The sequence below is a fragment of the Pseudomonas sp. CFBP 8772 genome (assembly GCF_014841665.1).
Lineage (GTDB): Bacteria > Pseudomonadota > Gammaproteobacteria > Pseudomonadales > Pseudomonadaceae > Aquipseudomonas > Aquipseudomonas graminis_B.
The window spans coordinates 549,573-576,214 of sequence record NZ_JACYUI010000003.1; the positions used below are offsets into that span (position 1 = coordinate 549,573).

General features: G+C 62.3%; 23 protein-coding genes. 14 read left to right on the forward strand and 9 right to left on the reverse strand.

What is annotated here, in order from left to right; all coding sequences use genetic code 11:
* The first annotated feature begins 83 nt into the window (after positions 1-83).
* The 7 genes from IFT99_RS09215 to IFT99_RS09245 all read left to right on the forward strand — a co-directional run bounded on the left by IFT99_RS09215 (position 84) and on the right by IFT99_RS09245 (position 8,917).
* A complete protein-coding gene (locus IFT99_RS09215) occupies positions 84-1,028 on the forward strand; it encodes a LysR family transcriptional regulator (protein ID WP_192131770.1) in 945 nt (314 codons plus the stop codon).
* Between the two features lie 232 nt (positions 1,029-1,260).
* Complete coding sequence (locus tag IFT99_RS09220) at positions 1,261-1,641, forward strand: MerR family transcriptional regulator (protein WP_192131772.1); 381 nt, start codon at positions 1,261-1,263, stop codon at positions 1,639-1,641.
* Positions 1,642-1,695: 54 nt separating this feature from the next.
* Positions 1,696-2,595 carry a hydroxymethylglutaryl-CoA lyase gene (locus IFT99_RS09225; protein ID WP_192131775.1) on the forward strand — a complete coding sequence of 300 codons (900 nt, stop codon included), beginning with the start codon at positions 1,696-1,698 and terminating at the stop codon, positions 2,593-2,595.
* A gap of 689 nt (positions 2,596-3,284) precedes the next feature.
* Entirely contained in the window at positions 3,285-4,448 is a 1,164-nt protein-coding gene (locus tag IFT99_RS09230; protein ID WP_065990591.1) for an isovaleryl-CoA dehydrogenase, read from the forward strand.
* Positions 4,449-4,464: 16 nt separating this feature from the next.
* On the forward strand, positions 4,465-6,072 hold the full coding sequence (locus IFT99_RS09235; RefSeq protein ID WP_192131776.1) for a carboxyl transferase domain-containing protein: 1,608 nt from the start codon (positions 4,465-4,467) through the stop codon (positions 6,070-6,072).
* A gap of 17 nt (positions 6,073-6,089) precedes the next feature.
* The gene (locus IFT99_RS09240) at positions 6,090-6,941 is read left to right on the forward strand and encodes a gamma-carboxygeranoyl-CoA hydratase (protein WP_192131779.1); all 852 of its coding nucleotides are present in this window, start codon (positions 6,090-6,092) and stop codon (positions 6,939-6,941) included.
* The gene (locus IFT99_RS09245; RefSeq protein WP_274605117.1) at positions 6,941-8,917 is read left to right on the forward strand and encodes an acetyl/propionyl/methylcrotonyl-CoA carboxylase subunit alpha; all 1,977 of its coding nucleotides are present in this window, start codon (positions 6,941-6,943) and stop codon (positions 8,915-8,917) included. The genes IFT99_RS09240 and IFT99_RS09245 overlap by 1 nt, the downstream gene beginning before the upstream one ends.
* Positions 8,918-9,090: 173 nt before the next feature.
* On the opposite strand, the gene IFT99_RS09250 is transcribed toward IFT99_RS09245, so the two are convergent.
* On the reverse strand, positions 9,091-12,576 hold the full coding sequence (locus IFT99_RS09250; RefSeq protein ID WP_192131781.1) for an indolepyruvate ferredoxin oxidoreductase family protein: 3,486 nt from the start codon (positions 12,574-12,576) through the stop codon (positions 9,091-9,093).
* A gap of 211 nt (positions 12,577-12,787) precedes the next feature.
* Here IFT99_RS09250 and IFT99_RS09255 point away from each other — a divergent pair, with 211 nt between their 5' ends.
* From IFT99_RS09255 to IFT99_RS09265, 3 genes are all read left to right on the forward strand, one after another.
* Positions 12,788-13,255, forward strand: coding sequence for an Lrp/AsnC family transcriptional regulator (locus IFT99_RS09255; RefSeq protein WP_074883228.1), 468 nt, complete (start codon positions 12,788-12,790; stop codon positions 13,253-13,255).
* A gap of 475 nt (positions 13,256-13,730) precedes the next feature.
* Positions 13,731-14,246 carry a DUF4880 domain-containing protein gene (locus IFT99_RS09260; protein ID WP_244656954.1) on the forward strand — a complete coding sequence of 172 codons (516 nt, stop codon included), beginning with the start codon at positions 13,731-13,733 and terminating at the stop codon, positions 14,244-14,246.
* A 156-nt stretch (positions 14,247-14,402) separates the two neighbouring features.
* The gene (locus tag IFT99_RS09265) at positions 14,403-15,542 is read left to right on the forward strand and encodes a M14-type cytosolic carboxypeptidase (protein ID WP_192131785.1); all 1,140 of its coding nucleotides are present in this window, start codon (positions 14,403-14,405) and stop codon (positions 15,540-15,542) included.
* A gap of 92 nt (positions 15,543-15,634) precedes the next feature.
* Here the strand turns inward: IFT99_RS09265 and IFT99_RS09270 are convergent, their stop codons facing one another.
* From IFT99_RS09270 to IFT99_RS09285, 4 genes are all read right to left on the reverse strand, one after another.
* The gene (locus IFT99_RS09270) at positions 15,635-16,180 is read right to left on the reverse strand and encodes a cytochrome b (protein ID WP_192131786.1); all 546 of its coding nucleotides are present in this window, start codon (positions 16,178-16,180) and stop codon (positions 15,635-15,637) included.
* The gene (locus IFT99_RS09275; RefSeq protein ID WP_192131787.1) at positions 16,177-17,262 is read right to left on the reverse strand and encodes a catalase family peroxidase; all 1,086 of its coding nucleotides are present in this window, start codon (positions 17,260-17,262) and stop codon (positions 16,177-16,179) included. Before IFT99_RS09275 ends, IFT99_RS09270 begins: the two co-directional genes overlap by 4 nt.
* Positions 17,263-17,544: 282 nt before the next feature.
* Complete coding sequence (locus tag IFT99_RS09280; protein WP_192131789.1) at positions 17,545-18,627, reverse strand: lactate dehydrogenase; 1,083 nt, start codon at positions 18,625-18,627, stop codon at positions 17,545-17,547.
* A 129-nt stretch (positions 18,628-18,756) separates the two neighbouring features.
* Entirely contained in the window at positions 18,757-19,140 is a 384-nt protein-coding gene (locus IFT99_RS09285) for a hypothetical protein (RefSeq protein WP_192131790.1), read from the reverse strand.
* A gap of 246 nt (positions 19,141-19,386) precedes the next feature.
* Here IFT99_RS09285 and IFT99_RS09290 point away from each other — a divergent pair, with 246 nt between their 5' ends.
* The gene (locus IFT99_RS09290) at positions 19,387-19,632 is read left to right on the forward strand and encodes a hypothetical protein (RefSeq protein ID WP_065990575.1); all 246 of its coding nucleotides are present in this window, start codon (positions 19,387-19,389) and stop codon (positions 19,630-19,632) included.
* 95 nt (positions 19,633-19,727) lie between these two features.
* On the forward strand, positions 19,728-20,168 hold the full coding sequence (gene tspO / locus IFT99_RS09295) for a tryptophan-rich sensory protein TspO (protein ID WP_065990573.1): 441 nt from the start codon (positions 19,728-19,730) through the stop codon (positions 20,166-20,168).
* Positions 20,169-20,174: 6 nt separating this feature from the next.
* Here tspO and IFT99_RS09300 read toward each other — a convergent pair whose 3' ends face one another.
* Positions 20,175-21,380: an MFS transporter gene (locus IFT99_RS09300; RefSeq protein ID WP_192131792.1), complete on the reverse strand. Its 1,206-nt coding sequence runs from the start codon at positions 21,378-21,380 to the stop codon at positions 20,175-20,177.
* A 105-nt stretch (positions 21,381-21,485) separates the two neighbouring features.
* On the opposite strand from IFT99_RS09300, the gene IFT99_RS09305 reads away from it, so the two are divergent.
* The gene (locus tag IFT99_RS09305; RefSeq protein ID WP_192131794.1) at positions 21,486-22,034 is read left to right on the forward strand and encodes a TetR/AcrR family transcriptional regulator; all 549 of its coding nucleotides are present in this window, start codon (positions 21,486-21,488) and stop codon (positions 22,032-22,034) included.
* Positions 22,035-22,125: 91 nt separating this feature from the next.
* A complete protein-coding gene (locus tag IFT99_RS09310; RefSeq protein ID WP_192131796.1) occupies positions 22,126-23,409 on the forward strand; it encodes a leucine-rich repeat-containing protein kinase family protein in 1,284 nt (427 codons plus the stop codon).
* A gap of 254 nt (positions 23,410-23,663) precedes the next feature.
* On the opposite strand, the gene IFT99_RS09315 is transcribed toward IFT99_RS09310, so the two are convergent.
* The 3 genes from IFT99_RS09315 to IFT99_RS09325 all read right to left on the reverse strand — a co-directional run bounded on the left by IFT99_RS09315 (position 23,664) and on the right by IFT99_RS09325 (position 26,630).
* Entirely contained in the window at positions 23,664-24,368 is a 705-nt protein-coding gene (locus IFT99_RS09315; RefSeq protein ID WP_065990568.1) for a YebC/PmpR family DNA-binding transcriptional regulator, read from the reverse strand.
* A 191-nt stretch (positions 24,369-24,559) separates the two neighbouring features.
* Positions 24,560-25,333, reverse strand: coding sequence for an enoyl-CoA hydratase (locus IFT99_RS09320; RefSeq protein WP_192131798.1), 774 nt, complete (start codon positions 25,331-25,333; stop codon positions 24,560-24,562).
* Between the two features lie 85 nt (positions 25,334-25,418).
* Positions 25,419-26,630 carry an acetyl-CoA C-acyltransferase gene (locus IFT99_RS09325; protein WP_192131800.1) on the reverse strand — a complete coding sequence of 404 codons (1,212 nt, stop codon included), beginning with the start codon at positions 26,628-26,630 and terminating at the stop codon, positions 25,419-25,421.
* Positions 26,631-26,642 lie beyond the last annotated feature (12 nt).

Consider the following 26,642-nt stretch of genomic DNA (forward strand, 5'->3'; position numbering starts at 1 on the left):
TATTCTCGGCGTGTATAAACATTCATAACCGATATATGATTCGGCGCATTCCAAACAACAAGAACTGCACGAGGCGCACAGCAATGAACCTGAGCAAGGTCGATCTCAATCTCTTTATTGTGTTTGACGCCATCTACACCGAAGCCAATCTGACCCGCGCCGGTCAGATCGTCGGCATCACCCAGCCTGCGGTGTCCAACGCCCTGTCGCGCCTTCGCGAAACCTTCAACGATCCACTGTTCGTGCGCACCGCCCAGGGCATGGTGCCCACCCCGATGGCGCAGAACATCATCGGCCCGGTGCGCAACGCCCTGTCGCTGCTGCGGGTGTCGGTGCAGGAGAGCCGGATTTTCAATCCGCTGCAGGCCAACAAGAATTACCGCATCAGCATGACCGACCTCACCGAAGCGGTGATTCTGCCGGCACTGTTCCAGCGGCTGCGGCGCCTGGCGCCCGCCGTGACCATCGAAAGCTTTCTGTCCAAGCGCCGGGAGACGACCAAGGAACTCGCGGCGGGCCGACTGGATTTCGCCGTCGACGCGCCGCTGAATACCGACCCCCAGGTGCGCCACGTCAAGCTGATGGAAGACCGCTATGTGTGCGCCATGCGCCGGGGCCACCCGCTGGCGAACAAGGAGGCCATCAGCCTGGATGACTACCTCGGCGTCGCGCACATTCATATTTCCAGCCGGCGCAGTGGCTTGGGTTATGTGGATCTGGCGCTCGGAAAAATGGGTATCCAGCGTAAAGTGGCGTTGCGTTCGCAGCATTACCTGATGGCCTCGCAGGTGTTGCAGCAAACCGACATGGTGATGACCGTTCCCGAGCGCTTCGCCCGGCGCAATGACCTGCATTTCGTGTACCTGCCGGTCAACGACGTGCCGACCGTCGAAACCCACCTCTACTGGCACGAAAGCACCGATCAGGACCCGGCAAACCGCTGGATGCGTGAGCAGATCATCGAACTCTGCCAACTCGTTACCGCCCAGGAACGTAAATTGGGCAAGGCCCTTGAAGCAGTGAAGTGAAGGTTCAGCGGCGCCTGCAGTCAATGTAGGACCGGCTTTAGCCGGGAAGAGGCCCGTATGAACACCATCCATTTTGCGGTGTCGCTGCTAGCCCTTTCCCGGCTGAAGCCGGTCCTACATTCAAAACGCCATCCTACGATTGGCAAAAGCTGTCCAGTGTTTGATAACACCCTTGACGTTAACGTAAAGCCCCACTTACGTTACGCCCAGGCCTTCCGTATCGAGCACTGCCATGACCGCCACCACCTACAGCATTTCCGACCTCGCCCGCGAGCTGGACATCACCACCCGCACCATCCGTTTCTACGAAGAACAAGGCATGCTCAGCCCCGAACGCCGGGGGATGGAGCGGGTATATTCGGCCCGTGACAAGGTCACCCTCAAACTCATTCTGCGCGGCAAGCGCATCGGCTTCTCTCTCGCCGAATGCCGCGACCTCATCGGTCTGTACGACCCCCACGGCGGCAACCACAAACAATTGAGCACCATGCTGAAAAAAATCGCCGAGCGTCGCGCGCAGCTGGATCAGCAGCTTCTGGACATTCAACAAATGCAACTGGAGCTCGACACAGCAGAAGAACGCTGCAAGGCCGCACTGGAAATATCCAGCTGATTCAGTCGCATAGAACAACAACCTAAAGCCAAATCTTTCAGGAACGATGCCGCTATGTCTCTCCCTCAACGTGTGCGTCTGGTTGAAGTCGGCCCTCGGGATGGTCTGCAGAACGAATCCCGCCCGGTCAGCGTCAGCGACAAGCTGCAACTGGTGCACGACCTCGCCGACGCGGGCGTCAGCTGTATCGAAGCGGGCAGTTTCGTGTCGCCGAAATGGGTGCCGCAGATGGCCGGCTCCGCTGAACTGTTCGCCGGCATCCAGCCGAAGGAAGGCGTGACCTACGCCGCGCTGGCACCCAACCTGCGCGGATTCGAAGACGCGCTGGCAGCGGGCGTGAAAGAGGTCGCGGTATTCGCCGCCGCCTCGGAATCGTTCTCCCAGCGCAACATCAACTGCTCGATCAGCGAGAGCCTGGACCGGTTTGTGCCGATCATGGAAGCCGCGCGCCTGCACGGCATCAGCGTTCGCGGCTACGTGTCGTGCGTACTGGGTTGCCCCTATGAAGGTGACATTTCACCGAAGCAAGTGGCGTCAGTCGCCAACGAGCTGTTCGCCATGGGCTGCTACGAGGTGTCCCTGGGCGACACCATCGGCACTGGCACGCCGGGCGCCACCCGCACGCTGTTCGACGTGGTCGCCGGACAAATCCCCCGGGGCAAGCTGGCCGGGCATTTCCACGACACCTACGGCCAGGCGCTGGCCAACCTCTACGCCAGCCTGCTGGAAGGCATTCGTGTGTTCGACAGCTCCGTGGCCGGCCTCGGCGGGTGCCCCTACGCCAAAGGCGCGACCGGCAACGTGGCCAGCGAGGACGTGGTTTACCTGCTGAACGGCCTCGGCATTGAGACGGGTATCGATCTGGACAAGCTGATTGCAGCCGGTCAGCGCATCAGCGACACCCTCGGTCGGGCAAATGGGTCACGGGTGGCGAAGGCACGTCTGTCGGCCTGATGTGCGACAACTTGTCACACAGTGTTACCCTGCCCGCCATCGCGTTCAGGGAAACGGGTAACACGGAAACACCTGGCGACAGATTCAGCAGTGAATCCAGGCCGGTGAAATCCGCAAAGCCCCGCAAACCGGGAACTCTGAAAAGTTGGCATGGCTTCTGCTATGTCTTACGTACAACAAAAATAACAAATTCAATCACCCAATAAAAACAAGATGTATCGGCTCTGACATAACAAGAACAACACGGACAGAGACGCAGCTAACTGATTTTTTTGGAGTGGATCGCTCTACTTGAGGCCTTGGCCTCACGACCGGACTGAGAACAATAAAACTGCGTTCAGGCAGCTACCAGACGAGTCGGATCGAAAGATCGAAGCGGATCAGCGCTCAAAAAAATACGTTTGCTCTTGGCCCCGCTTGGGGGTCGCTCAGAAAAGCAAAAGAAGCTGGCTGCCAAAAACAACAACAGGCCACTTACTAATAAAAACGAGCATGCAATCGAACTTGAAGGGGAGCCCAGGCTCCCCTTCGTGCTATTCGTCATTCGTAAACCTCCCCTCCCGATTATCCCCAGCGATAGCACTTCATCGTCGTTGACATCACCACGACTGCAGGCTTACGTTAACGTAAAGGTGAGGCAGTTTCTTTTCCCCCTGTCAGCCCTCCAATAACAACACGGGATGCAGTCCATGAATTACCCCACGCTCAATTTCGGCCTCGGCGAAACCCTCGACATGCTGCGCGACCAGGTGCGCGCCTTCGTGGCCGCCGAGCTGGCTCCGCGTGCCGCACAGATCGACAAAGACAACCTCTTTCCCGCCGACATGTGGCGCAAGTTCGGCGACATGGGCCTGCTGGGCATCACCGTCGATGAGCAGTACGGCGGCGCAGGCCTGGGCTACCTGGCCCATGTCATCGCCATGGAAGAAATCAGCCGGGGTTCTGCCTCAGCGGCACTGTCCTACGGCGCCCATTCCAATCTCTGCGTCAACCAGATCAACCGCAACGGCACCCCCGAACAGAAAGCCCGCTACCTGCCCAAGCTGATCAGCGGCGAGCACGTGGGCGCCCTGGCGATGAGCGAACCCAACGCCGGCTCCGACGTGGTCTCGATGAAGCTGCGCGCCGACCGTCGGGGCGACCGCTTCGTGCTCAACGGCAGCAAGACCTGGATCACCAACGGCCCTGACGCCAACACTTACGTGATCTACGCCAAGACCGACCTGGAAAAAGGCGCCCACGGCATCAGCGCGTTCATCGTCGAACGCGACTGGCACGGCTTCTCCCGAGGCAACAAATTCGACAAGCTCGGCATGCGCGGCTCCAACACCTGCGAGCTGTTCTTCGATGACGTCGAAGTGCCGGAAGAAAACCTGCTCGGCGCGCTCAACGGCGGCGTGAAGGTGCTGATGAGCGGCCTGGATTACGAGCGAGTCGTGCTCTCGGGCGGGCCGGTCGGGATCATGCAGGCGTGCATGGACGTCGTCCTGCCTTACATTCACGACCGCAAACAATTCGGCCAGAGCATCGGCGAGTTCCAGCTGATCCAGGGCAAGGTCGCCGACATGTACACCCAGCTCAACGCCAGCCGCGCCTACCTGTACGCCGTGGCGCAGGCCTGCGAGCGCGGCGAGACCACGCGAAAGGACGCCGCCGGGGTGATCCTCTACGCCGCCGAGCGCGCCACGCAATTTGCCCTGGACACCATCCAGATTCTCGGCGGCAACGGCTACATCAACGAATTCCCCGCCGGACGACTGCTGCGCGACGCCAAGCTCTACGAGATCGGCGCCGGCACCAGCGAAATCCGCCGCATGCTGATCGGGCGTGAGCTGTTCAACGAAACCCGCTGACAGCGCCGGAGGCCCCATGACCACTCTGCACACCCAGATCAACCCGCGTTCGCCGGAATTCGCCGCCAACAGCGAGGCTATGCGCAAGCAGCTCGACGCGCTGCATAACCTGCTCGACCACGTTCAGCGCGGCGGCGGTGCCAAGGCGCAGGAACGCCACACCTCCCGGGGCAAACTGCTGCCCCGGGAGCGGATCAACCGCCTGCTGGATCTCGGCTCGCCCTTCCTCGAACTCAGCCAGCTCGCCGCCCATGACGTGTACGGCGAAGACGTCCCGGCTGCGGGGCTGATCGCCGGGATCGGTCGGGTCGAAGGCGTCGAATGCATGATCATCGCCAACGACGCCACGGTGAAAGGCGGCACCTACTACCCGCTGACCGTGAAAAAACACCTGCGCGCCCAGACCATCGCCCAACAGAATCGCTTGCCGTGCATTTACCTGGTGGACTCCGGCGGCGCCAACCTGCCCCGCCAGGACGAGGTGTTCCCCGATCGCGAGCACTTCGGCAGGATCTTCTTCAATCAGGCCAACCTGAGCGCCGAGGGCATCGCCCAGATCGCCGTGGTCATGGGTTCCTGCACTGCGGGCGGCGCCTATGTGCCGGCCATGGCCGACGAAACCATCATGGTCCGCGAACAAGCGACCATCTTTCTCGCCGGGCCGCCGCTGGTGAAAGCCGCCACAGGCGAAGTGGTCAGCGCCGAAGACCTCGGCGGGGCCGATGTGCACTGCAAGGTCTCCGGGGTGGCCGATCATTACGCCGACAGCGATGACCACGCCTTGGCGCTGGCACGGCGCTGTGTGGCCAACCTGAACTGGCGCAAGCTCGGCCAGTTGCAGACCCGCCCGCCTCAGGCGCCGTTATATGGGGATGACGAGCTGTACGGCGTGATCCCGGCAGACGCCAAGCAGCCGTTCGACGTGCGCGAAGTCATCGCGCGGCTGGTGGACGGTTCGGTGTTCGATGAATTCAAGGCGCTGTTCGGCACCACGCTGGTGTGCGGCTTCGCCCATCTGCACGGCTACCCGATCGCCATCCTCGCCAACAACGGCATTCTCTTCGCTGAAGCCGCGCAGAAAGGCGCGCACTTCATCGAACTGGCCTGCCAGCGCGGCATTCCGCTGTTGTTCCTGCAGAACATCACCGGCTTCATGGTCGGCCAGAAGTACGAGGCCGGGGGCATCGCCAAGCACGGCGCCAAGTTGGTGACTGCCGTGGCGTGCGCGAACGTGCCGAAGTTTACGGTGATCATCGGCGGCAGTTTTGGCGCGGGCAACTACGGCATGTGCGGCCGCGCTTATGACCCGCGCTTTCTGTGGATGTGGCCCAACGCGCGGATCGGCGTCATGGGCGGCGAACAGGCCGCAGGCGTGCTGGTGCAGGTCAAGCGTGAACAGGCCGAACGCAGCGGCCAGACGTTCAGCGCCGAGGAGGAAGCGGCGTTGCGCCAGCCGATCCTCGATCAGTACGAGCATCAGGGCCATCCCTGGTATTCCAGCGCCCGGCTGTGGGACGACGGTGTCATTGACCCCGCCCAGACCCGCGACATTCTCGGCCTGGCCATCAGCGCCTCGCTCAACGCCGCCATCGAACCGACCCGCTTCGGCGTGTTCCGGATGTGACCCGAGAGAATCGCCCCATGAATGATTTCGCCACCCTCGACATCGCCCTCGACCCACGCGGGTTCGCCACGCTCTGGCTCAACCGGCCGGAGAAAAACAACGCCTTCAACGCGCAGATGATTCGCGAGCTGATCATCGCCCTTGACCAGTTGCAGCGGGACGACAGCCTGCGGTTTCTGCTGGTGCGCGGACGCGGCCGGCACTTCAGCGCCGGTGCCGATCTGGCCTGGATGCAGGAGTCGGCCAATCTCGACTACAACACCAACCTGGGCGATGCCCGCGAGCTGGGTGAGTTGATGTACAACCTCGCCAAGTTCAAGGCGCCGACCCTCGCCGTGGTGCAAGGCGCGGCCTATGGCGGCGCACTGGGCCTGATCAGTTGCTGCGACATGGCCATCGGCGCCGATGACGCGCAGTTCTGCCTCTCGGAAGTGAAGATCGGCCTTGCTCCGGCGGTGATCAGCCCGTTCGTGGTGCAGGCGATTGGCGAACGTCACGCGCGACGCTACGCGCTGACCGCCGAACGTTTCGACGGCACCCGGGCGCGGGAGATCGGCCTGTTGGCCGAGTGTTACCCCGCTGCCGAGCTGGAACAGCACCTGGAACACTGGATCGCCAACCTGATGCTCAACAGCCCCCAGGCCATGCGCGTCAGCAAAGACCTGCTGCGCGAAGTCGCCGACGGTGAGCTGACCCCTGCCCTGCGCCGCTATTGCGAGAACGCCATTGCCCGCATTCGCGTCAGCGCCGAAGGCCAGGAAGGTCTGCGCGCGTTTCTGCAGAAGCGCGAACCGGCCTGGCGCGGCGAGCCGCGCACGCTATCCCAACCGCTGCAAGGCCCGCGGCCCCCACAAGGAGAGTCGCACTGATGAGCGTCCCGCACATGCAACCACTGAATTCGGTGCTGATCGCCAACCGTGGCGAAATCGCCTGCCGCGTCATGCGCACGGCCAAGGCCATGGGCCTGACCACCGTCGCCGTGCACAGCGCGACTGACGGCAACGCGCGGCACGTCCGTGAGGCGGACATCGCGGTGAATCTGGGTGGCAGCAAGCCCAGCGAAAGCTATCTGCAAATCGTCAAGCTGATCGAAGCAGCCAAAGCCAGCGGCGCCCAGGCCATCCATCCCGGTTATGGGTTTCTCTCGGAAAACGCAGGTTTTGCCCGCGCGGTGGAACAGGCCGGCCTGATTTTCCTTGGCCCGCCCGCCTCGGCCATTGACGCCATGGGCAGCAAATCAGCGGCCAAGTCGCTGATGGAAACCGCTGGCGTGCCACTGGTACCCGGCTACCACGGCGAGGCCCAAGACGCCGCGACCTTCCGCGAAGCGTCCGCCCGCATCGGCTACCCGGTGCTGCTCAAGGCCACCGCCGGCGGTGGCGGCAAGGGCATGAAGGTGGTCGAGCGCGACGAGGATCTGGCCGAAGCGCTGGCGTCCGCGCAACGTGAGGCGCAGTCGTCGTTCGGCGACTCGCGCATGCTCGTCGAAAAGTACGTGCTCAAGCCGCGCCATGTGGAGATTCAGGTGTTTGCCGACCAGCACGGCCACTGCCTGTACCTCAACGAGCGCGACTGCTCGATTCAGCGCCGTCACCAGAAAGTCGTCGAAGAAGCCCCGGCGCCGGGCCTGACACCGCACATGCGTCAGGCCATGGGCGAAGCGGCGGTGCGCGCGGCACAGGCGATCGGCTACGTCGGCGCCGGCACGGTGGAGTTTCTGCTGGACGCCCGGGGCGATTTCTTCTTCATGGAAATGAACACGCGCCTGCAGGTCGAGCACCCGGTGACCGAGGCAATTACCGGGCTGGACCTGGTGGCCTGGCAGATTCGCGTGGCCCAGGGCGAGCCGCTGCCGATCACCCAGGCCGAAGTGCCGCTGAACGGCCACGCGATTGAAGTGCGGCTGTATGCGGAAGATCCGGCCAACGACTTTTTGCCCGCCACCGGGACGCTGACGCTGTATCGCGAATCATCTGCGGGGCCGGGGCGTCGCGTCGACAGCGGCGTCGCGGAAGGCGACGAGGTCTCGCCGTTCTACGACCCGATGCTCGGCAAACTGATTGCCTGGGGCCAGACCCGCGAAGAAGCGCGCTTGCGATTGCTGGCGATGCTCGACGAATTCGCCATCGGCGGTTTGCGCACCAACCTCGGGTTTTTGCGCCGCATCATCGCCCACCCGGCCTTCGCCGACGCGGAGCTGGACACCGGCTTTATCCCTCGCTATCAAGAGGATCTGCTGCCAGCGGCCGAGGGTTTGACAGAGGAATTCTGGCAGGTGGCGGCGCAGGCATACCTGAGCACCGCGCCAGTGACGGTCAGAGCCGACGACGCCCATTCGCCCTGGTCGGCCCGCACCGGGCTGCGCCTGGGCGGCCCAAGCGAAGTGACGTTGCACCTGGCGTGTGGCGCAGAGTCTCGAAGCATGGTGTTGCGAAGTGACTCCCAGCAGGGCGTTCGGCTGAACGGCGAGCATTTGCTGATCGAGCAGGACGGCGTGCGCCGGCAGACCCTTGCGATCCGCCGGGCTGACACGCTTTACCTGCAATGGCAGGGCGATGTGCATGGGATCCGCCCGGTTGACCCGATTGCCGACATGGATTCAAACCACGGCCACCACGGCGGCCTCACCGCCCCCATGAACGGCAGCATCGTTCGGGTGTTGGTCGGCGTGGGCGAACAGGTGCAGGTCGGCACTCCGCTTGTGGTCTTGGAAGCGATGAAAATGGAACACAGCATCCGCGCGAACACCGCCGGCACCGTGACAGCGCTGTATTGCAGCGAAGGTGAGATGGTCAAGGAAGGGACAGTGCTGGTGGAACTGGAAGCTGTGGTACAGGCCGAATGATCGGCTGCTGGCCGGCTGCAGTTATGTAGGACCGGCTTCAGCCGGGAAAGCGGCAGTGGGTACACCACACAATTGAGGGTGTTAACACCGGCCTCTTCCCGGCTAAAGCCGGTCCTACTAAGCGATGCATCCAGTGCGATAGAAAGGAGGCCTGACCGGCCTCCTCCGTGTCTTTACGCCGCTACTTCATACAACTTCAGCACTTCAACCTCACCACTGACCAGGCTCTGGCGCATCCGTGCCGCCTGCAGTGCCGCCGCTTTCATCGCGCTTTCCTTGACGTGACCATAACCGCGAATCCGCTCCGGCAGGCGCGCCAGATTCAGCGCGGTGTGCCGATTGCCGGCACTCAGGTGGCCAAGGATCAGCTCGATGTCGCCCACATACGCATCAATCAACTCGCGCTCCTGTCGACGCTCGATGCTGCGGCCGAACGGATCGAGCACCGTGCCGCGCAGGAATTTGAAGCGAGCCAGCACGTCGAACGCCTTCAGCATCCACGGCCCGAAACTGCGTTTGCGGGGCACGCCACTCTTCGGATCACGCTTTGCCAGCCAGGACGGTGCCAGGTGAAACTCAATGCGGTAATCGCCTTCGAACTGCGCTTCCAACTGACGGGTGAAGTCGCCGTTGCTGTACAGCCGCGCCACTTCGTACTCGTCCTTGTAAGCCAGCAGCTTGAAGTAGTTGAACGCCACCGCCTCGGTCAATGCAGGCGGCTGGCCCGGGAACAGCCGCGCTTCGGCATCCCGCACACGGTTCACCAGCGTCAGGTAGCGCTCGCCCAACGCGCCATTCTGATAGGCGATCAAACCGTGAACATTGCGCGTGACACGCTCTTCCAGTGTCAAATGCTCAGGGTCCGGCGTTGGCTGGGTCTGCGGATTGGCGGCCGCTTGCACCGCTCGCAAGTCAAACGCTGCACGACGCCCCCACAGGAACGCTTGCTGGTTCAGATTGACCGCCACGCCGTTAAGCTCGATGGCTTTTTCGATGGCCGCGGAGGTCAACGGAATCAGCCCCAGCTGGAAGGCATAACCCAGCATGAAAAGGTTGCTGGCAATGCTGTCGCCCATCAGTTTGGTCGCCAGATCCGTCGCCTGCACAAAGTGGGTTTTTTCAGCGCCGACGGCTTCGCGGATGGTTTGCATCATCGCTTCGGCCGGGAACTCGGCGTCGGGATTACGGGTGAATTCAGCGGTCGGCGTCTGCTGGCTGTTGATCACCGCATGGGTTTTCGCACTGTTGAGCTTGGCGATGGCATCGGGACCTGAAGCCACCAACAGGTCACAACCCAGCAGCAGATGCGCCTCACCGGCGGCAATCCGCACGGCGAACAGATCTTCCTGCCGCGCGGCGATACGAATGTGACTGACCACTGGCCCAAACTTCTGCGCCAGACCGGCCTGGTCAAGCACGCTGCAGCCCTTGCCTTCCAGGTTGGCGGCGTAACCGAGCATCGCACCGACGGTTGTCACGCCCGTGCCGCCCACACCCGGCAGCAGAATGTTGTACGGCTGGGCGAGGCTCGGCAGCGTCGGCTGCGGCAGCTCCGCGAAGGCCTGGGCCTGCTTGGGCAACTGTGGCTTGCGCAGTTTGCCGCCGTGCACCGTCACGAAGCTGGGGCAAAAGCCCTCGACGCAGCTGAAATCCTTGTTGCACGCGCTCTGATCGATTTCGCGCTTGCGCCCTTCCGGTGTTTCCTTCGGCAGCACCGACAGGCAACCCGATTTGACGCCGCAATCGCCACAGCCTTCGCACACGGCCGGGTTGATAATGGCGCGTTTGTCCAGATCGACCATCGTGCCGCGTTTGCGGCGACGGCGTTTTTCCGTGGCGCAGGTCTGGTCGTAGATGATCACCGACACGCCCTTGAACTCACGCAGTTCGCGCTGCACGGCGTCCAGGTCGCTGCGGTGGTGGAAGGTGGTGATCGGTGCAAACTGCTCGCGGCTCGGGTATTTCTCCGGCTCATCCGAGACCAGCGCAATGCGCTGAACGCCTTCGTTGAACACCTGCCGGCTGAGCTGATCCACCCGCAACACGCCATCGATGGGCTGGCCACCGGTCATGGCGACGGCGTCGTTATAGAGAATCTTGTAGGTGATATTGACCTTCGACGCGACGGCCGCCCGCAGCGCCAGGTGCCCGGAGTGGAAGTACGTGCCGTCGCCAAGGTTCTGGAACACGTGGGGCGTTTCAGTGAAAGGCGCCTGGCCTATCCAGGTCACGCCCTCACCGCCCATCTGGGTGAACGTCTCGGTTTCCCGGTCCATCCAGATGGTCATGTAATGGCAGCCGATACCGGCCAGGGCGCGACTGCCCACGGGTACGCGGGTCGAGGTGTTGTGGGGGCAGCCGGAGCAGAAATGCGGGGTGCGCTGGGTGTTGAACAGCGGCGCGGCGAGGGCTTTTTCCTTGTCGGCCAGAAACTGCAGGCGTGCCTCGATTTTCGGGCTGCTGTAGATCGGCGCAAGGCGTTTGGCGATGACGCGGGCGATCATTGCCGGCGTCAGTTCAGCCAGGTTGGGCAACAGCGAGCGGCCTTCTTCATCGAACTCACCGACCACGCGAGGGCGCTGATCCACCGGCCAGTTGTACAGCTGACCGGTGAGCTGATCCTCGATCACGCTGCGTTTTTCCTCGACCACCAGGATTTCGTCCAGCCCTTCCGCGAAGCCGTGCACTGACACCGGTTCCAGCGGCCAGCTCATGCCGACCTTGAGCACGCGAATCCCCACCGAGGCGCAGAGGTCTTCGTCGATGCCCAGCTCTTCCAGGGCCTGACGTACGTCGAGGTACGACTTGCCGGTGGTGATGATGCCCAGCCGCGGCTGCGGCGAATCAATGACCACTTTGTTGAGGTGGTTGGCACGGGCGAACGCACGGGCGGCGTAGATTTTGTAGGTATTGAGCCGCGCCTCTTGAGCCAGCGGCGAGTCGGGCCAGCGAATGTGCAGGCCGCCTTCGGGAATCTGGAAGTCTTCGGGAATCTGGGTCTGGATGCGCAGCGGATCGACTTCGACCACGGCCGACGAATCGACGTTTTCGGCGATGGTTTTCATCGCCACCCAGCAACCGCTGTAGCGCGACAGCTCCCAGCCGATGATGCCGTAGTCGAGGATTTCCTGGACGTTGCTGGGGTTGAGCACCGGGATCATCGAGGCGATGAACGCGTGTTCGCTCTGGTGCGCGATGGTCGACGATTTGCAGCCATGGTCGTCGCCAGCGAGGATCAGGACGCCACCCTTTTCGGCGACGCCGGCCGAGTTGCCGTGCTTGAACACGTCGCCGCAGCGGTCAACGCCCGGGCCCTTGCCGTACCAGAGGGCGAAGACGCCATCGTACTTGCCGTGGGGGAACAGATTGACTTGCTGACTGCCCCAGACCGCCGTCGCGGCGAGTTCTTCGTTGACGCCCGGCTGGAAATGAATGGCGTTCTGCTGGAGATAATCCTTGGCGTCCCAGAGGCTCTTGTCGAGGTTGCCCAACGGCGAGCCGCGATAGCCGGAGATAAACCCGGCGGTGTTGAGCCCGCGGGCTTCATCGCGCTGCTTCTGCAGCATCGGCAGGCGGGTCAGCGCCTGGGTTCCGGTCAGGTACAGATTGCCGGTTGCGAGTCGGTACTTATCGTCCAGACGAATATCAGCCAGGGACATTCAGGCACTCCTTTGTTTTTATTAGTGCGTTTTGAATGCGGCGCCAGTGGCGTGTGCAGCCTTGCCAGCGCCTCGCCGTCAGGACGGTTCAGCCCGACGGTCACAGACAAAATACTGCCTGCGCGGCAGAGGCTTTTTCTTCCTAAATCGACGCGAATCTGCTCATATCGTGCATGGCCGTTCCCGTTCAAGAATGAAAAAGGGTCAATTCATGCAGGTCAAGCTCAGCCCCATCGATCGCAAGATCCTTCGTCTGTTGCAGCACGACGCCGATCTCTCCGCCGCCGAGATCGCCGAGCGCGTCGAACTCTCGCAATCACCCTGCTGGCGGCGCATCAATCGTCTGGAAGAAGAAGGCGTTATCGAGCGCAAGGTCGCCCTGCTCAACCCGGCCAAGCTAGGGCTGACCATGACCGTGTTCGTCGACGTCAAGCTGTCCGGGCACGGGCGCAAGTACCTGACGGAGTTCGAGGAAGCGATCACCGGATTTCGCGAAGTCCTGGAGTGCTACACCATGGCCGGCGACATGGATTTCCTGCTCAAGGTGGTGGTGCAGGACATCGCCAGCTACGAGCGTTTTCTGCGCGACCATCTGCTGCAAAGCCCCCATGTGCAGGAGGCGCATTCGAACATCGCGATGAGTGTGGTGAAGCGTACGACAGAACTGCCGATCGACTGAGCTGCCGATTGACTGAGGCGCAGGCAACGAGCGCCCACGCAGAAAAACTCTTTTCACCGGGGCGCGAAAAAAGCATTGACTCTCAAATGGGAATGATTATTATTGAGCGCAACCAGTCGCGAGACTGGCTGGTAACCCAGAAGCCTTAGGTCGGCTTCCGGATTATCTCCTCATCAGGCTAATCACGGTTTTTGACCCGGCTTATAGCCGGGTCTTTTTTTTATGCCCTTTTCGGGTCTGGGTTCGGTCGGGTGTTGCGTCTTCAGGCTAATGAAGAGGGTTCGACAGTGATCTGTCTTTTCGATGGCGCGCATCATAGCAAATGGAGCGAGCAATGCACCGTTGCCGCTGTCAAAAACTGACACATTCAGTAAAAAACACCCGTTAAAGATCCGAACGCACTCCCGTTGTTTTCCGCGACCGCCGCTATTCAAACAGTGAGCAATACGCCATGACTCAGCCGTTCGATTCGTTGATGACCGCCTCCACCGTGCCGCCTGCCCTGGGCGCGAGGGCTGAAACCGACCTGTACCGACGCCGTCTTCAGCGGTTGCCGCGCAGGGTTCAGCAGGTGTTTCTGCTGAGCCGCCTCGACGACTTTTCCTACACCGACATCGCCCAACTGCTTGATATCGACGCCACCGCCGTCGAACGCTGCATGACCGCAGCGCTCGAACGTTGCGTCAGCGAATCCGCCGAACATGACCCGGCCCGAGCCATTTTGCTTCAGGCCCTGCGCTGGTACGTGCACCTGCAAAGCCCCCAGGCCACCGCCAGTCAGCGCATCGAGTTCCGTCACTGGCTCGACGCCGATCCCCGACACCTGGCGGCCTTTCAAAACAGCGAGCAGTTCTGGCGCACGCTTCATGCCCCCGCCGCGATTCTGGGCGCCAGCGGCTGGCATCGGCGCAAACCCCGCGCCTATGTCGGCTGGTTGCTGATGACGGTGCTGCTGTGCGGTCTGCTGGTGACTGCCGAGGCGTACAGCTGAGTCAGGCTCCGACCCTTTGGCGAACGATTCTGTCGCCGTGCCCCCGCTGGTTGCGTGTAAAGTAATTGTCATAACAGCCCAGTGAGGGAATCAGGCGCGGCCTGCATTACCTCCCGATGGTCTCGTAATGGCAGATCATGCAATCAGGACGCTCCCGTGACTCAAACCGCCCTTAATATCTCCGCCGATTTCGACAGCGGCAACATCGTCGTGCTCGACGCCAGCAACCCGAAAACGGTGCAACTGGCGATTCGCCCTGACACCAAGAGCGCGCACTTCCAGTGGTTCCATTTCAAGGTCGACGGCCTGCAGATCGGCGAGCCCCACGGTTTCAGCCTGACCAATGCTGGCGAGTCGAGCTACAACGGCGCCTGGACCGGCTACAACGCGGTCGCCTCCTACGATCAGAAAACCTGGTTCCGCGTGCCGAGTCAGTTCGACGGCCGTGCGCTGAACTTCGAGCTGACGCCCAGCGAATCCCAGGTGTGGTTTGCCTACTTCGAACCCTACAGCCGCGAGCGCCACGACTGGCTGGTGAATGAAGCGCTGAACAACGGCACCGAGCTGCTGTCCACCGGCAAGAGCGTCGAAGGCCGGGACATCCCGCTGCTGCGCAAGGGCGACGGCGCGGCGGGCAAGCGCAACATCTGGATCATCGCGCAGCAGCACCCCGGCGAGCACATGGCCGAGTGGTTCATGGAAGGCATTATCGACCGGCTGCAGGAAAACGACCCTGAATTGCAGGCGTTGCTGGCGTCGGCGAACCTGTACCTGGTGCCGCACATGAACCCGGACGGCTCGTTCCACGGCCATCTGCGCACCAACGCCCAAGGCAAGGACCTCAACCGCGCCTGGCAGGACACGACCCCCGAGCTCAGCCCGGAAGTGTTCTTCGTCAAAACCCAGATGGAAAAATACGGCGTGGACATGTTCCTCGACGTCCACGGCGATGAAGAAATCCCCTATGTCTTCACCGCCGCCTGCGAAGGCAATCCGGGGTACACCGACCGGCAAGCCCGATTGGAAGCGGATTTCCGCGCCCGGTTGGGCGGCTTGACCCGGGACTTCCAGAGCAAATACGGCTATCCGAAATCGGCGCCGGGCCAGGCCAACATGAACCTGGCGTGCAACAGCGTCGGTGAGCGTTACAAGTGCTTGTCGCTGACGCTGGAAATGCCGTTCAAAGACAACGATGACGCACCGGATGTCATCACCGGCTGGTCGGGCCAGCGCTCGAAACAGCTCGCCCGCGATGTGCTGACCACGCTGGCGCAGATGGTGTCAGTGCTGCGCTGAGGCGTGAACTGACTTTAATTACGGTCCAGAAACGCCATCGCCAGCGGGTTCGCGCCTGCTGGCGATGGCGTCAATCGCGGTGACGACAAGCATCAATCCCGCGATTTCCCCCGCAGCATGCTGTCCAGCACTTCATCCCTCCGCACCCAGCCGTGAAACAGTGCGGCAGCCAGATGCGCGAGAATCGTCAGGAAGAACAGGTACGCCAGGTAGGCGTGGGCCTTGCGCAGCAGCGCGAAGGTGTCAGGGTTGGCGGCAACGATGGACGGCAGCCGTACTGAACTGCCGAGCATGACCGGATCCCCGGCGGCGGAAATCATCGCCCAGCCAATCAGCGGCATCGCCAGCATCAGCGCATACAGCAGGTAATGGGACAGCTTCGCCGCCAGCGCCTGCACGGCCGGCAAGTCAGCCGGTAACGGCGGCGTCACCGTGGTCACACGCACAATGATCCTGACGATGACCAGCAGCAGAATCGCAATGCCCAAAGGCTTGTGCAGGTTCAGCAGCCATTCATGGCGCTCGGACACCGACGCGACCATGCCGGCGCCGATGAACAGCATGGCGATGACCATCAGCGCCATCACCCAGTGCAGCAGGCGCGCCAGTGGGGCGAAATGCTTGACGGGCGTGCTCATGGCTGTTTCTCCAGGGCGGGTTCGGCTTTCAACTGATCGACTTCACTGGTGCGGCGCATGTAGGACGCGGCGTAGGCCGCCGATCGCGCGGCGAGCAACGGGTCATCCGAGCCTTCGATGCCACTGGGCAAAATCAGCGGGTCGTAATTGACGTCGCGGCAGTCGCCGTTCAACTGCGAGCTGTCGGCGTTGACCACCAAGGTCCCGGCGTCCACGGTCCTGTGCTCGCCGGACCAGGCTTTGGATGCGTCGTTGGTCGGGTCCTGGGGGTTGGCCAGGGTCAGCACCAGCTTCCAGCGTTGTGGGCCGCTGGCCAGTCTTTCGTTGAGGTCCTTGTTCAGGTACTCCTTGGCGTCGGGCGCAGGCGATGCATCGGTCGCCTCCGGCACCAGACTCCAGCGCACCGGCTGACGCTTGCCATCAGCGTTCACCAGCACGAAGGCGTTGACGCTGTTGTAGGTCTCGGTGACGAAACTGGCCGACGGCTTGGCGGTCTTGACCCACGCCAGAAACGGCTGGGCTTCCGGGTGCGCGGCGAAGAACGCCGGGGGTTTCGCCGGGTCGGGCTTGCCGGTCTTGGGGTCAGGTCCGGTGGCGATTTGCAGATCGATGAAGGCCTCAGGCGTGCCGACCGGGAACACCGGCATGCTGTTCATGCCGGTGCGCCATTGCTGCCCGTTGGGCTGGGTGAACTGCACTGCGAAACTGCGCAATGGCGCGGCGCTGTCGGGGGAATACGGATTGCCCGTGGGCACGGCCAGACGGCCGATCACCGGGGTGCGCCCGCTGGCGAAGACTTCGGCTTTGGAGAGGCTGGCAGCGGCGCCGTTGCTCTCGAACACGCCGGCGACGCAGATGCCTTTCGGGTGGTTGCGACGGTAACCGGGATGCACACCGTTGTTGCGTTCGAAGACGTCAACCACCCGCGCCGGTGTCAGTCGCTGTGGGTCGAGGCTGCCATTGACGTAGGCAAACGCGCCGGCGGCGATCAGCACGATCAGGCCAATGCCGGCCAGACGCGCCAGTTTTTCGGGATTACTCAGCGGGGGCTTACGGGGATACGGTGGCTCACGGTCAATCATCGATAACACTCCGGGCTTCTCGCCTCTGGGGACAGCAACATGCTTGGCACGCTTTGTTTATAGCCGGGTGCTCGAATTTTGCCAGGCCCAGGTCTTTGAGCGCCTGGTTGCCGGAGCACGGCCAAAATCGAAATGAGATCATGCTGGCCCCTTCCCGGCTGAAGCCGGTCCTACGAAGGCAGCTCATCCAGCCAGTGAGATCGGGTGCGAACTCGACTGTAGGAATGGCTTTAGCCGGGAAAGCGCCGGATGGCGCGCTGCGAAACCGAGGGTGTACCGCTATCAGCCGTTCAGCTTCGACGGATCACTCTGCAACAGGACCTTGGCATGAATCCCGGCCAGGGTGTCTTTCAGGGTCGACGTGCCACGGCCCTGCTTCGCCTCTTTGTCCTGTTGCAAGGCCTGCTGCAGCACGCTGAGGAAATTCTGGGTCTTGGAGGTGGAGATCGGCGTGTGAGTGTCTTTTTCCAGGCGGCCCATCACGTACTTGGCAATGCGCGTCGACTGACTGGCCGACTGGCTCACCGTCGCATCGATCAGTTCGCCTTTTTTATAGCCGATGCTGGCTTTGCTGCTCGCCTGATCGCTGACCTGGTAATACAGGTAGTTCTGGCTCGCGGGATCGGTGCTCAACGCCAGCTTCTGCCCGCCTGGCAGGGGCTTGTGATAACTGGCGGTGAGCTGAGATTGCTGGTCCTGAACGATGGTCCGGTTCAACTGGTCGCGTCCCTTGGATTGGGTGGTTTGCGACAGGGTGTAGGCGAAGGTGTCCAGTTCGCCGGGGCGTGCCGGGTTGCCTTCGACGCTCTTCTCGCTGACCGAGGCGCTGAAGTCGCCGAGGCCGGTCAACAGGCCGTGATCGGTGTCCGTCAGTTCGATCGAGCTCACCGTCTTCGCCGCCGTGGAGGCGCGGGTGTCAGGGTAATTGGAGTGCAGCGTTTTGAACGCGTCCTCGAACATCGACAGCAGCTGCGCGTCGCCGTCACCGCGTTTGCGCGCCGACTCGATCTGGCTGACATAGCCGTCCAGCGCTTTCGCCTGCTGAGCACTGTCACCCCGAATGGCCGCGTTTTTCAGGTCCACCGACAGCTCAAGATTCCCCAGCGCGCCACTCATGCGCACCGAACGCTGGTCGGCATCGGCGCGCAGTTCAAGGGTCTGGGCGCTGCCGTCTTCGAGTTTAAAACTGGTTTTCAAATCAACGGAAGCAAAGGCCTTCGAGTCGAAATGGGTCAAGGCGTCGAGCTTCAGGGTCGGCGGTTTGGCCGTCAGGCCGTCGATGGCCGACTGAAAACCGTCCGCCATGGCATTCAGCGCGTTGAGCTCGTCGTCGCTGAGGTCGCCCCCGCTCACCTGGGCCTGCACCGCCAGACCGTCGTCCTGACTGGAAAGGCTCAGCTCGATGGTTTTACCGCTGGCGGTTTTCAGCGTCAGGCTGATGCTGTTGGCCGGATTGCTGTGCAGGCGGTCCTGGGCGGCAGCGAGCTCTGCAGGCTACAATGCATTGCCGGTCGTCGAGCGCAGCACCGATTGGGAAATGTTCTGGCCGGTCTGGGCCAATTGACTGAGCAGCGTCGCGCCCAGGCCCTGGAAGCGACCGGCTGTGGCGGAGGTGCTGAAATTGCCCATCATCGCCAGCGAGACCTTGTCCTGCCGGGTGTACTCCCAGGCGGGCGGTACGTTGGCATCAGGCATCAGGCCACGGACGTTGTAGACCAACGGGGCGCTGACCTTGTCGTCCTGGCCGAGCATGACGACGGACGACGGCGTGGCGCTGGTGGTGGCAGCAGCGGCGTTGTCATTCAGCGCGACGGTGGCCGCCGGTTTGACCACTGGCATCAACTGGGCGGATGAGGTGACCGAAGCAATCGCTGACATGGCACTTCCCTGTTCAAGTGAGTAATAGACTTCCTGAACAGGGTGTCGGCGCGGGCTTTTGTAACTTGAGCGATACAAACATGGGGCAGTCCGTTAAAAGCGATTACGGTAAGCGCTGCCCTTTCACTATTTTGTTTCCGCTGGTGGGATCTGCGCCGTAACTCGGCCACAATACGCCCCGATCCCAGGCGCCAGGGCTTTATGCCTTTCGGTTCGCCGCACAACCCGCCACCCCAGGACTGAGCAATGCCCCAAGAGCGAATCGCTGCACTTCGGCTTCCCAAACCCATCCAGGGTGCGATTGACGATCTGGTGCGCGCGTTGAATGCCGCCACCACCAAGGAAGACCTCGAACGCGAGGCCTCCATGGAAATCAGTTTCATCCTCAGCCTGGAGACCAGCCGACGTCTTCGCCCGGCCGATGTAGAAACGCTGTACATGATCTTCGACGACGCCGTGCAAGAACGCCTCAGCCAATTGGGTCACGGCTGATCTGCACGCGCGCCGGATTTTTCCAGCGCATAAGCATCCAATGCCGAGACGGCCCCACGGCCCGCACTTCGAATGCTTTCAGCAAAGGACCCCCCATGACGTTTTACATCTTCCTCATCGCCTGCGCCGCGGCAGCCAGCACCGGCATCATTTTCAAACCGGGCAGCTGGTATGAATCGCTGCAAAAGCCACGCTTCACCCCGCCCAACTGGCTGTTTCCGGTGGCCTGGACGACGATTTATCTGCTGCTGGCCTGGGCCGGTTATCGCCTGACCCTGATCCCCGGCAGCGAAACCGTGCTGGCGTTATGGGCCGCTCAGATTGCCTTGAATACCCTGTGGACGCCGGTGTTCTTCGGCGCCCACCGCATCATGGCGGGCCTGATCATCATTTCGCTGCTGTGGCTGGTGGTAGCCGCCATGGTCGTGCTGGGGATCCAGCTGGACCTCATCACCGGGCTGATCCTGTTCCCGTACCTGGTCTGGCTGACCGTCGCTTCGGCGCTGAATTTTTCGATTCTGCGTCATAACCGGTAACGCGGCTCAGGCGGCCCTGGCCTGGCCGGCCTGCTGAATCAGCAGACCGGCCAGCGCCGACACCGCCAGCAAGACTACGACCCCGCCGTAGACATTGGTGGTGGTCACCAAGCCCGCCGTTTTGATCGACACGCCGGCCAGCAGCGCCGGAATGCAGAACGCCAGATAACTCAAGGCCAGAAAGGCCGCCATCAATGCGCCCCGCTCGTGGGCGTGGGTCAGGGGCAGCAACAGCCGCAGGGCGCCGAGAAAACTCGCACCGAAGCCGATCCCCGCCACCACCGCGCCGGTGAAGAACAGCCACAACCAGCCCAGATTCACCGCCGCCAGAATCACTGAAACCCCGATTGCCAGAAAACTGCAGCCCACCAACAAGGCCAGCCGGGGCGCGCGCAAGCGCAGGTTATGAATCGAAATCGCACCACTGATGGTCAGCGCTGCCACGGCAAAGCCGCCGTTGAGCACCGAGGTCGAGCCGGTCGCGGCAGTCAGCAGTGACGGTGCGAGAGACAGGAAAAATCCGCCCAGCGCCCAGGCGGCGATGTCCGCCGGCAGCACCAGCAGCAATGTCCCCCTGGCCTGTACAGGTACGGCGAGCCGCGGTCGCAGGGTTTTCAGCACGCCCGGCTGCGGGGTCACCGTTTCAGCGACCCGCAACAGATACACCGCCTGACCCGCGAACGCCGCGAGAAGCAAGCCATAGGCCAGGCCCATGGGCAGCGGCGCGTACTGCACCAGCGCACTGGTGCCGAGCGCCCCCAGTGCCATGCCGAACATCGGTGTGATGCTGTTGAGCAACGGCCCCTGCTGCGCATCGCTGTCGAGCATCGCGGCGCCCAACGCGCTGGTGGCAATGCCGGTCGCCACGCCCTGCAGCACCCGCGCAACGATCAGCCAACTGACGTCGGTGGCGGCGATGAACAGCAGCATCGCGACGATCTCCAGCAGCAGCCCGATGAATATCACCGGGCGGCGGCCGAGGTAATCCGACAGCGAGCCGAACACCATCAGCGTCGCCAGCAGGCTCATGGCGTAAACGGCGAAAATCACCGTCATTAATACCGATGAGAAGCCCCACGCCTGTTGATAGAGGTGGTAAAGCGGCGTGGGCGCGCTGGACGCGGCGAAGAAACACAGCAGCACGAAAGCCAGAAAACCCAAGTGGCTCCGCCCCCGACCATCGACTTGCGGGTTCTGCAAAGAATCAGACACGAGTACACTCTCCCGAAAAAGCACGCCACAAAAGCTATTAATTAGCTTTAGGAGTGTGCGAGCAGCGTCTGCTTAAAGCAAATACTTTGTGTTAGGGTCCGCAGCATGGCTATCAAAGAAGGCATTCGCACCGGCGGCCGCAGTGCCCGGGTGCAGACATCGATTCACGCAGCCGTTCGCGATCTGCTCCAGGAGCAGGAGCGTTCAGCCCTCAGCGTGCCCATGATTGCAGCCCGTGCCGGTGTCACGCCGTCCACCATTTACCGGCGCTGGGGCGACCTGACCTCACTGCTGGCCGATGCCGCTGTCGAGCGTCTGCGCCCCGACGAGCCGGTGGATTGCGGCAACCTGCGCGATGACCTGCGCACCTGGGTCGAGGTCTACCTCGAGGAGACCAACTCGGCCCCCGGCCGCGAGATGATGCGCGACGTGGTCTCCAGCAGCGCGACCCTGTGCTCGGGCAAGTGCCTGAACATGGTTCGCGATCAGCTGCAGATCATCATCGACCGCGCCCGGGACCGCGGCGAACAGAGTCCTTCGGCGGATGAACTGGTGGATGCCGTTGTCGCACCCATGGTCTACCGCATTCTGTACGCCGAATCGGCGCCGTCCCTCGATCGCATGCACCAATTGCTGGATCGCTGCCTGAGCTGAGCCTCTGCCCATGGTGCTTGCGGCCAAGCGAGCACAGGGCGCGACGACTGGGTATCATGGGCGCCCATTGACCACAGGCGCCCTTCCCCCCATGCACACCCTTGCAGACCTGCGTGCCGGCAAACTGGCAGGCATCACGCGGCTCAATCTCAGCGCCGACCTCGGCGAATTCCCCGAGGAGATTTTCAGCCTCGCCGATTCACTGGAAGTGCTGGACCTCAGCGGCAACCGGCTGACCGAATTGCCCGCCGACCTGCACCGGCTCAAGCGCCTGAAAATCCTGTTCTGCTCCAACAACCCGTTTACCCGCCTGCCGGAATGCCTGGGCCAGTGCGAGCAGCTGTTCTTCGTCGGTTTCAAGGCTTGCGATATCGCTGATGTACCGGCCGTCGCGTTGCCGCCCTCGCTGCGCTCGCTGGTGCTGACCGACAACCGCATCGAGACTTTGCCTGAAGCCATCGGCGACTGTGCGCAGCTGCAGAAGCTGATGCTCGCGGGTAACCGGCTTCGGCAATTACCGGAATCACTGGCCCGCTGTCAGCGCCTGGAACTGGTACGGATCGCGGTCAACGATTTCCATGAACTGCCGCGCTGGCTGCTGGAAATGCCCGCGCTGGCCTGGTTGGCGTTTGCCGGCAACCCGCTGAACGACATCCACACCGAAGAGCCGATCCGGCAAATTCCGTGGCCGCAACTGGCGCTGCAACAGGTGCTGGGCGAAGGCGCCTCCGGAGTGATTCAACAGGCGCAGTGGCGCGCTGATGCCGACGCGTCGGCGCTGGACGTTGCCGTGAAGCTGTACAAAGGCGATGTCACCAGCGACGGCTCGCCGTTGAACGAGATGCAGGCCTGCATTGCGGCCGGGCGGCATGCTCACCTGATTCCCGTGCTCGGGCAGATTCAGGATCACCCGCAGGGCGCTCGCGGTCTGGTGATGGAGCTGATTTCGCCGTCATTCGTGACTCTTGCGCGTCCTCCGACCCTGGAATCCTGCACCCGTGACACCTATGGCGGCACCCGGCTGAGCGTTTCGACCGTGAAGCGCATCGTTGCCGGGATCGCCGCGGCGTGCGCACATTTGCACGCCCATGGGATTAACCACGGGGACCTGTATAGCCACAACATCCTCTGGAACGAGGGTGGTGACAGCCTCCTGGGGGATTTCGGCGCAGCGGCGTTCTATCCGGATGAAGAAACGGGACAAAGGCTGGAACGCATTGAAGTCCGGGCGTTTGGTGTATTGCTGGGGGAATTGCTGGACTGCTGCGAAGCAAACGATGGGGGGACTGCCGGCCTGCGGGAACTGGAGCAGCGCTGCGTGCAGGCGGATGTGATGCAGCGGCCCGGATTTGCGGAGGTTGAGCGGCTGTTCTGAACGCTGGCGTTTTGCAGTGCGGCCTCTGACGCCTTCCCAGCTAAAGCCGGTCCCACTAAGCCTGCGGTGTGTCAGCGGGACTCAATCCAGAGGATGCCGCACAACTGTAGGACCGGCTTCAGCCGGGAAGAGGCCAGCATGGACACCGTCGATTTAGCAGTATGCCCACCGACGCCTTCCCGGCTAAAGCCGGTCTTACCATGTGCTCGCGATCATTCAGTGGGACCGAGTTCAGTCAGTTGGCGCAGCCAGCGTTAGCCTGCCAAACCGACGTAAACGTTCTGCACGTCATCGTGGCTGTCGATCGCTTCGAGGAAGGCTTCGACCTCGGCCATCTGCTCTTCGCTCAGGCCTTCAACCGGGTTTTTCGGGCGGTAGCCGATCTTGGCGGACTCGACGGTGAAGCCGAACTCAGGCAGCGCCTTGCACACGGCGTCGAGGTCGGTGGTGTCGGTGTAAAACGTTGCAACGCCTTCGTCGCCCTGTTCAACGTCTTGAGCACCGGCTTCGATGGCGGCTTCGTCGGCGTCTGCATCGTCTTTGGCGGCGACGGCGTCAATCATGCCCAGGTGGTCGAAATCCCAGGTGATCGAACCCTCGGCACCCAGCTGGCCCTTGCGGAACAGCACGCGGATCTCGGACACGGTACGGTTGATGTTGTCAGTCAGGCACTCGACGATGACCGGGACTTTGTGCGGGGCGAAGCCTTCGTAGGTCAATTTTTCGAAGTGCACGTGCTCGCCGAGCAAACCGGCGCCTTTCTTAATGGCGCGTTCCAGTGTCTCGCGGGGCATGGAGGCTTTCTTGGCCTGCTCGACCACTAGTCGCAGGCGCGCGTTCATGTCGGGGTCAGGGCCGGAGCGCGCGGCAATCATGATTTCCTTGGACAGCTTGCCGAAAATACGCCCCTTGGCGTTGGCTGCCGCTTCTTTGTGTTTGACCTTCCACTGTGCGCCCATGATTGCTCTCTTGTTCCGGTGGCGATGAATCGCTCGGATCCGACGTGTCTTGCACGCCGGGCCCATGACGATAAACGCTGAAAATAGGGTGATCGATAATGACAGGCCGAGGGTGAACCGCGGCGACCGGCGCATTTTATACACGCTGGCGCCAGAAGACACCCCTGAGACGCGCCAGCGCCTGACCTGGATCAGCGATGCTTGAACACCGGCTCGCGCTTCTCGATGAACGCCGCCATGCCTTCCTTCTGGTCCTCGCTGGCAAACGCCGCATGGAACACCCGGCGTTCGAAGCGAATCCCTTCGGCCAGGCTGACTTCAAAGGCGCGGTTCACGCTTTCCTTGACCATCATGGCTGCCGGCAGCGACTTCGCCGCGATACCGGCCGCGACGTTCATTGCCTCATCCAGCAGTTGGTCCTGCGGCACGATGCGCGCCACCAACCCGGCCCGCTCCGCTTCGACGGCGTCGATCAGGCGCCCGGTCAGGCACATTTCCATGGCCTTGGCCTTGCCCACCGCCCGGGTCAGACGCTGGGTGCCGCCCATGCCGGGCAGCACGCCCAGCTTGATTTCCGGCTGACCGAAGCGCGCGTTGTCGGCCGCCAGAATGAAGTCGCACATCAGCGCCAGTTCGCAGCCGCCACCGAGGGCAAACCCCGAGACGGCGGCGATGATCGGTTTGCGGCGACTGGCCACCCGATCGCTGTCGCTGAACAGGTCATCCAGATAGATCTGCGGGTATTTCAGCTCGGCCATTTCCTTGATGTCAGCCCCGGCGGCAAACGCTTTTGCCGAGCCGGTCAGAACAATGCAGCCGATGCCGTGATCGCCCTCCAGCTCGTCGAGGGCGTGGTTGAGTTCGCTGATGAGCTGCGCATTCAAGGCGTTAAGCGCCTCTGGGCGATTGAGGGTCAAGAGTGCAACCCGACCTCGAACCTCTTTGAGGATAGTCATGTAATTCATTGTTTTATCGACCTTTTCGTATCGCGGAAGAGAGTCAGCCGCTATCGTAGATTTAACATGCGAAACGCAGCTCAAGGCGTTGATATTAAAGAATAAGCTCAACGGCCATCGCGGTCGCTTCGCCACCGCCGATGCAAATGGCTGCTACCCCTCGCTTAAGACCCCGCTGCTTCAACGCCGACAGCAACGTCACCAGAATTCTCGCCCCTGATGCGCCAATGGGATGGCCCAATGCGCAGGCGCCGCCATGCACGTTGACCTTGTGATGGGGCAGTTCCAGGCGGGCCATGGTGACCAGCGCGACGACCGCGAACGCTTCGTTGATCTCGAACAGGTCCACGTCTGCAATGGACCAGCCGGTCTTGCTCATCAGCTTGTCGATGGCGCCCACCGGTGCGGTCGGAAACAACCCCGGCTCATTGGCATAAGCGGCGTGGCCATGGATGACCGCCAGCGGCGTGATCCCACGTCGTTGTGCTTCGGACTGGCGCATCAGGGTCAAGGCTGCGGCGCCGTCGGAGATCGAGCTTGAGTTGGCTGCTGTCACGGTGCCGCCTTCGCGGAACGCCGGTTTGAGCAGCGGGATCTTGTCCAGCTTCGCTTTGGGTGGCTGCTCGTCCTGGCGAAGGGTTTTGCGCTCCTTGCCCACCGTGACCTCCACCGGGACGATTTCAGCGTCGAACCAGCCGCGCATCATGGCTTCCTGCGCCCGGGTCAGCGAGGCGACCGCAAAACCGTCCTGGGCTTCCCGACTGAAATTTTCCAGCCCGGCGCACTCCTCGGCGAAGGTGCCCATCAGTCGACCACGGTCGTAGGCATCTTCAAGGCCGTCGAGAAACATGTGGTCGATGATCTGGCCGTGGCCCATGCGGTAACCGCTGCGGGCCTTCTCCAGCAAATACGGCGCGTTGGACATGCTCTCCATGCCACCGGCGATGACCACGTCGGCGCTGCCGGCCAGCAGCATGTCGTGGCCGAGGATGGCCGCCTGCATGCCCGACCCGCACATCTTGTTCAAGGTGGTGCAGGTGGTGGCGTCGCTGAGCCCGGCGCCCAATGCCGCCTGACGCGCAGGCGCCTGGCCCAGCCCGGCCGGCAACACACAACCGAACAGCACTTCATCGACCTGCGCTGGATCAATGCCCGCGCGCTCAACCGCGGCGCGGATGGCAGCGGCGCCCAATTGCGGCGCAGTCAGGCTTTTGAGATTACCCTGAAAGGCGCCCATGGGCGTGCGCGCAGCACTCACGATTACCACAGGGTCGTCGTTCAACGTCTGACGTTTGTTCAAAGACATGATGGAATTTCC

Coding starts and splice junctions, on each gene's coding strand:
- IFT99_RS09215 (WP_192131770.1), top strand. CDS start 84: ATGAACCTGAGCAAGGTCGATCTCAATCTCTTTATTGTGTTTGACGCC.
- IFT99_RS09220 (WP_192131772.1), top strand. CDS start 1,261: ATGACCGCCACCACCTACAGCATTTCCGACCTCGCCCGCGAGCTGGAC.
- IFT99_RS09225 (WP_192131775.1), top strand. CDS start 1,696: ATGTCTCTCCCTCAACGTGTGCGTCTGGTTGAAGTCGGCCCTCGGGAT.
- IFT99_RS09230 (WP_065990591.1), top strand. CDS start 3,285: ATGAATTACCCCACGCTCAATTTCGGCCTCGGCGAAACCCTCGACATG.
- IFT99_RS09235 (WP_192131776.1), top strand. CDS start 4,465: ATGACCACTCTGCACACCCAGATCAACCCGCGTTCGCCGGAATTCGCC.
- IFT99_RS09240 (WP_192131779.1), top strand. CDS start 6,090: ATGAATGATTTCGCCACCCTCGACATCGCCCTCGACCCACGCGGGTTC.
- IFT99_RS09245 (WP_274605117.1), top strand. CDS start 6,941: ATGAGCGTCCCGCACATGCAACCACTGAATTCGGTGCTGATCGCCAAC.
- IFT99_RS09250 (WP_192131781.1), bottom strand. CDS start 12,576: ATGTCCCTGGCTGATATTCGTCTGGACGATAAGTACCGACTCGCAACC.
- IFT99_RS09255 (WP_074883228.1), top strand. CDS start 12,788: ATGCAGGTCAAGCTCAGCCCCATCGATCGCAAGATCCTTCGTCTGTTG.
- IFT99_RS09260 (WP_244656954.1), top strand. CDS start 13,731: ATGACCGCCTCCACCGTGCCGCCTGCCCTGGGCGCGAGGGCTGAAACC.
- IFT99_RS09270 (WP_192131786.1), bottom strand. CDS start 16,180: ATGAGCACGCCCGTCAAGCATTTCGCCCCACTGGCGCGCCTGCTGCAC.
- IFT99_RS09275 (WP_192131787.1), bottom strand. CDS start 17,262: ATGATTGACCGTGAGCCACCGTATCCCCGTAAGCCCCCGCTGAGTAAT.
- IFT99_RS09285 (WP_192131790.1), bottom strand. CDS start 19,140: ATGTCAGCGATTGCTTCGGTCACCTCATCCGCCCAGTTGATGCCAGTG.
- IFT99_RS09290 (WP_065990575.1), top strand. CDS start 19,387: ATGCCCCAAGAGCGAATCGCTGCACTTCGGCTTCCCAAACCCATCCAG.
- tspO (WP_065990573.1), top strand. CDS start 19,728: ATGACGTTTTACATCTTCCTCATCGCCTGCGCCGCGGCAGCCAGCACC.
- IFT99_RS09305 (WP_192131794.1), top strand. CDS start 21,486: ATGGCTATCAAAGAAGGCATTCGCACCGGCGGCCGCAGTGCCCGGGTG.
- IFT99_RS09310 (WP_192131796.1), top strand. CDS start 22,126: ATGCACACCCTTGCAGACCTGCGTGCCGGCAAACTGGCAGGCATCACG.
- IFT99_RS09315 (WP_065990568.1), bottom strand. CDS start 24,368: ATGGGCGCACAGTGGAAGGTCAAACACAAAGAAGCGGCAGCCAACGCC.
- IFT99_RS09320 (WP_192131798.1), bottom strand. CDS start 25,333: ATGAATTACATGACTATCCTCAAAGAGGTTCGAGGTCGGGTTGCACTC.
- IFT99_RS09325 (WP_192131800.1), bottom strand. CDS start 26,630: ATGTCTTTGAACAAACGTCAGACGTTGAACGACGACCCTGTGGTAATC.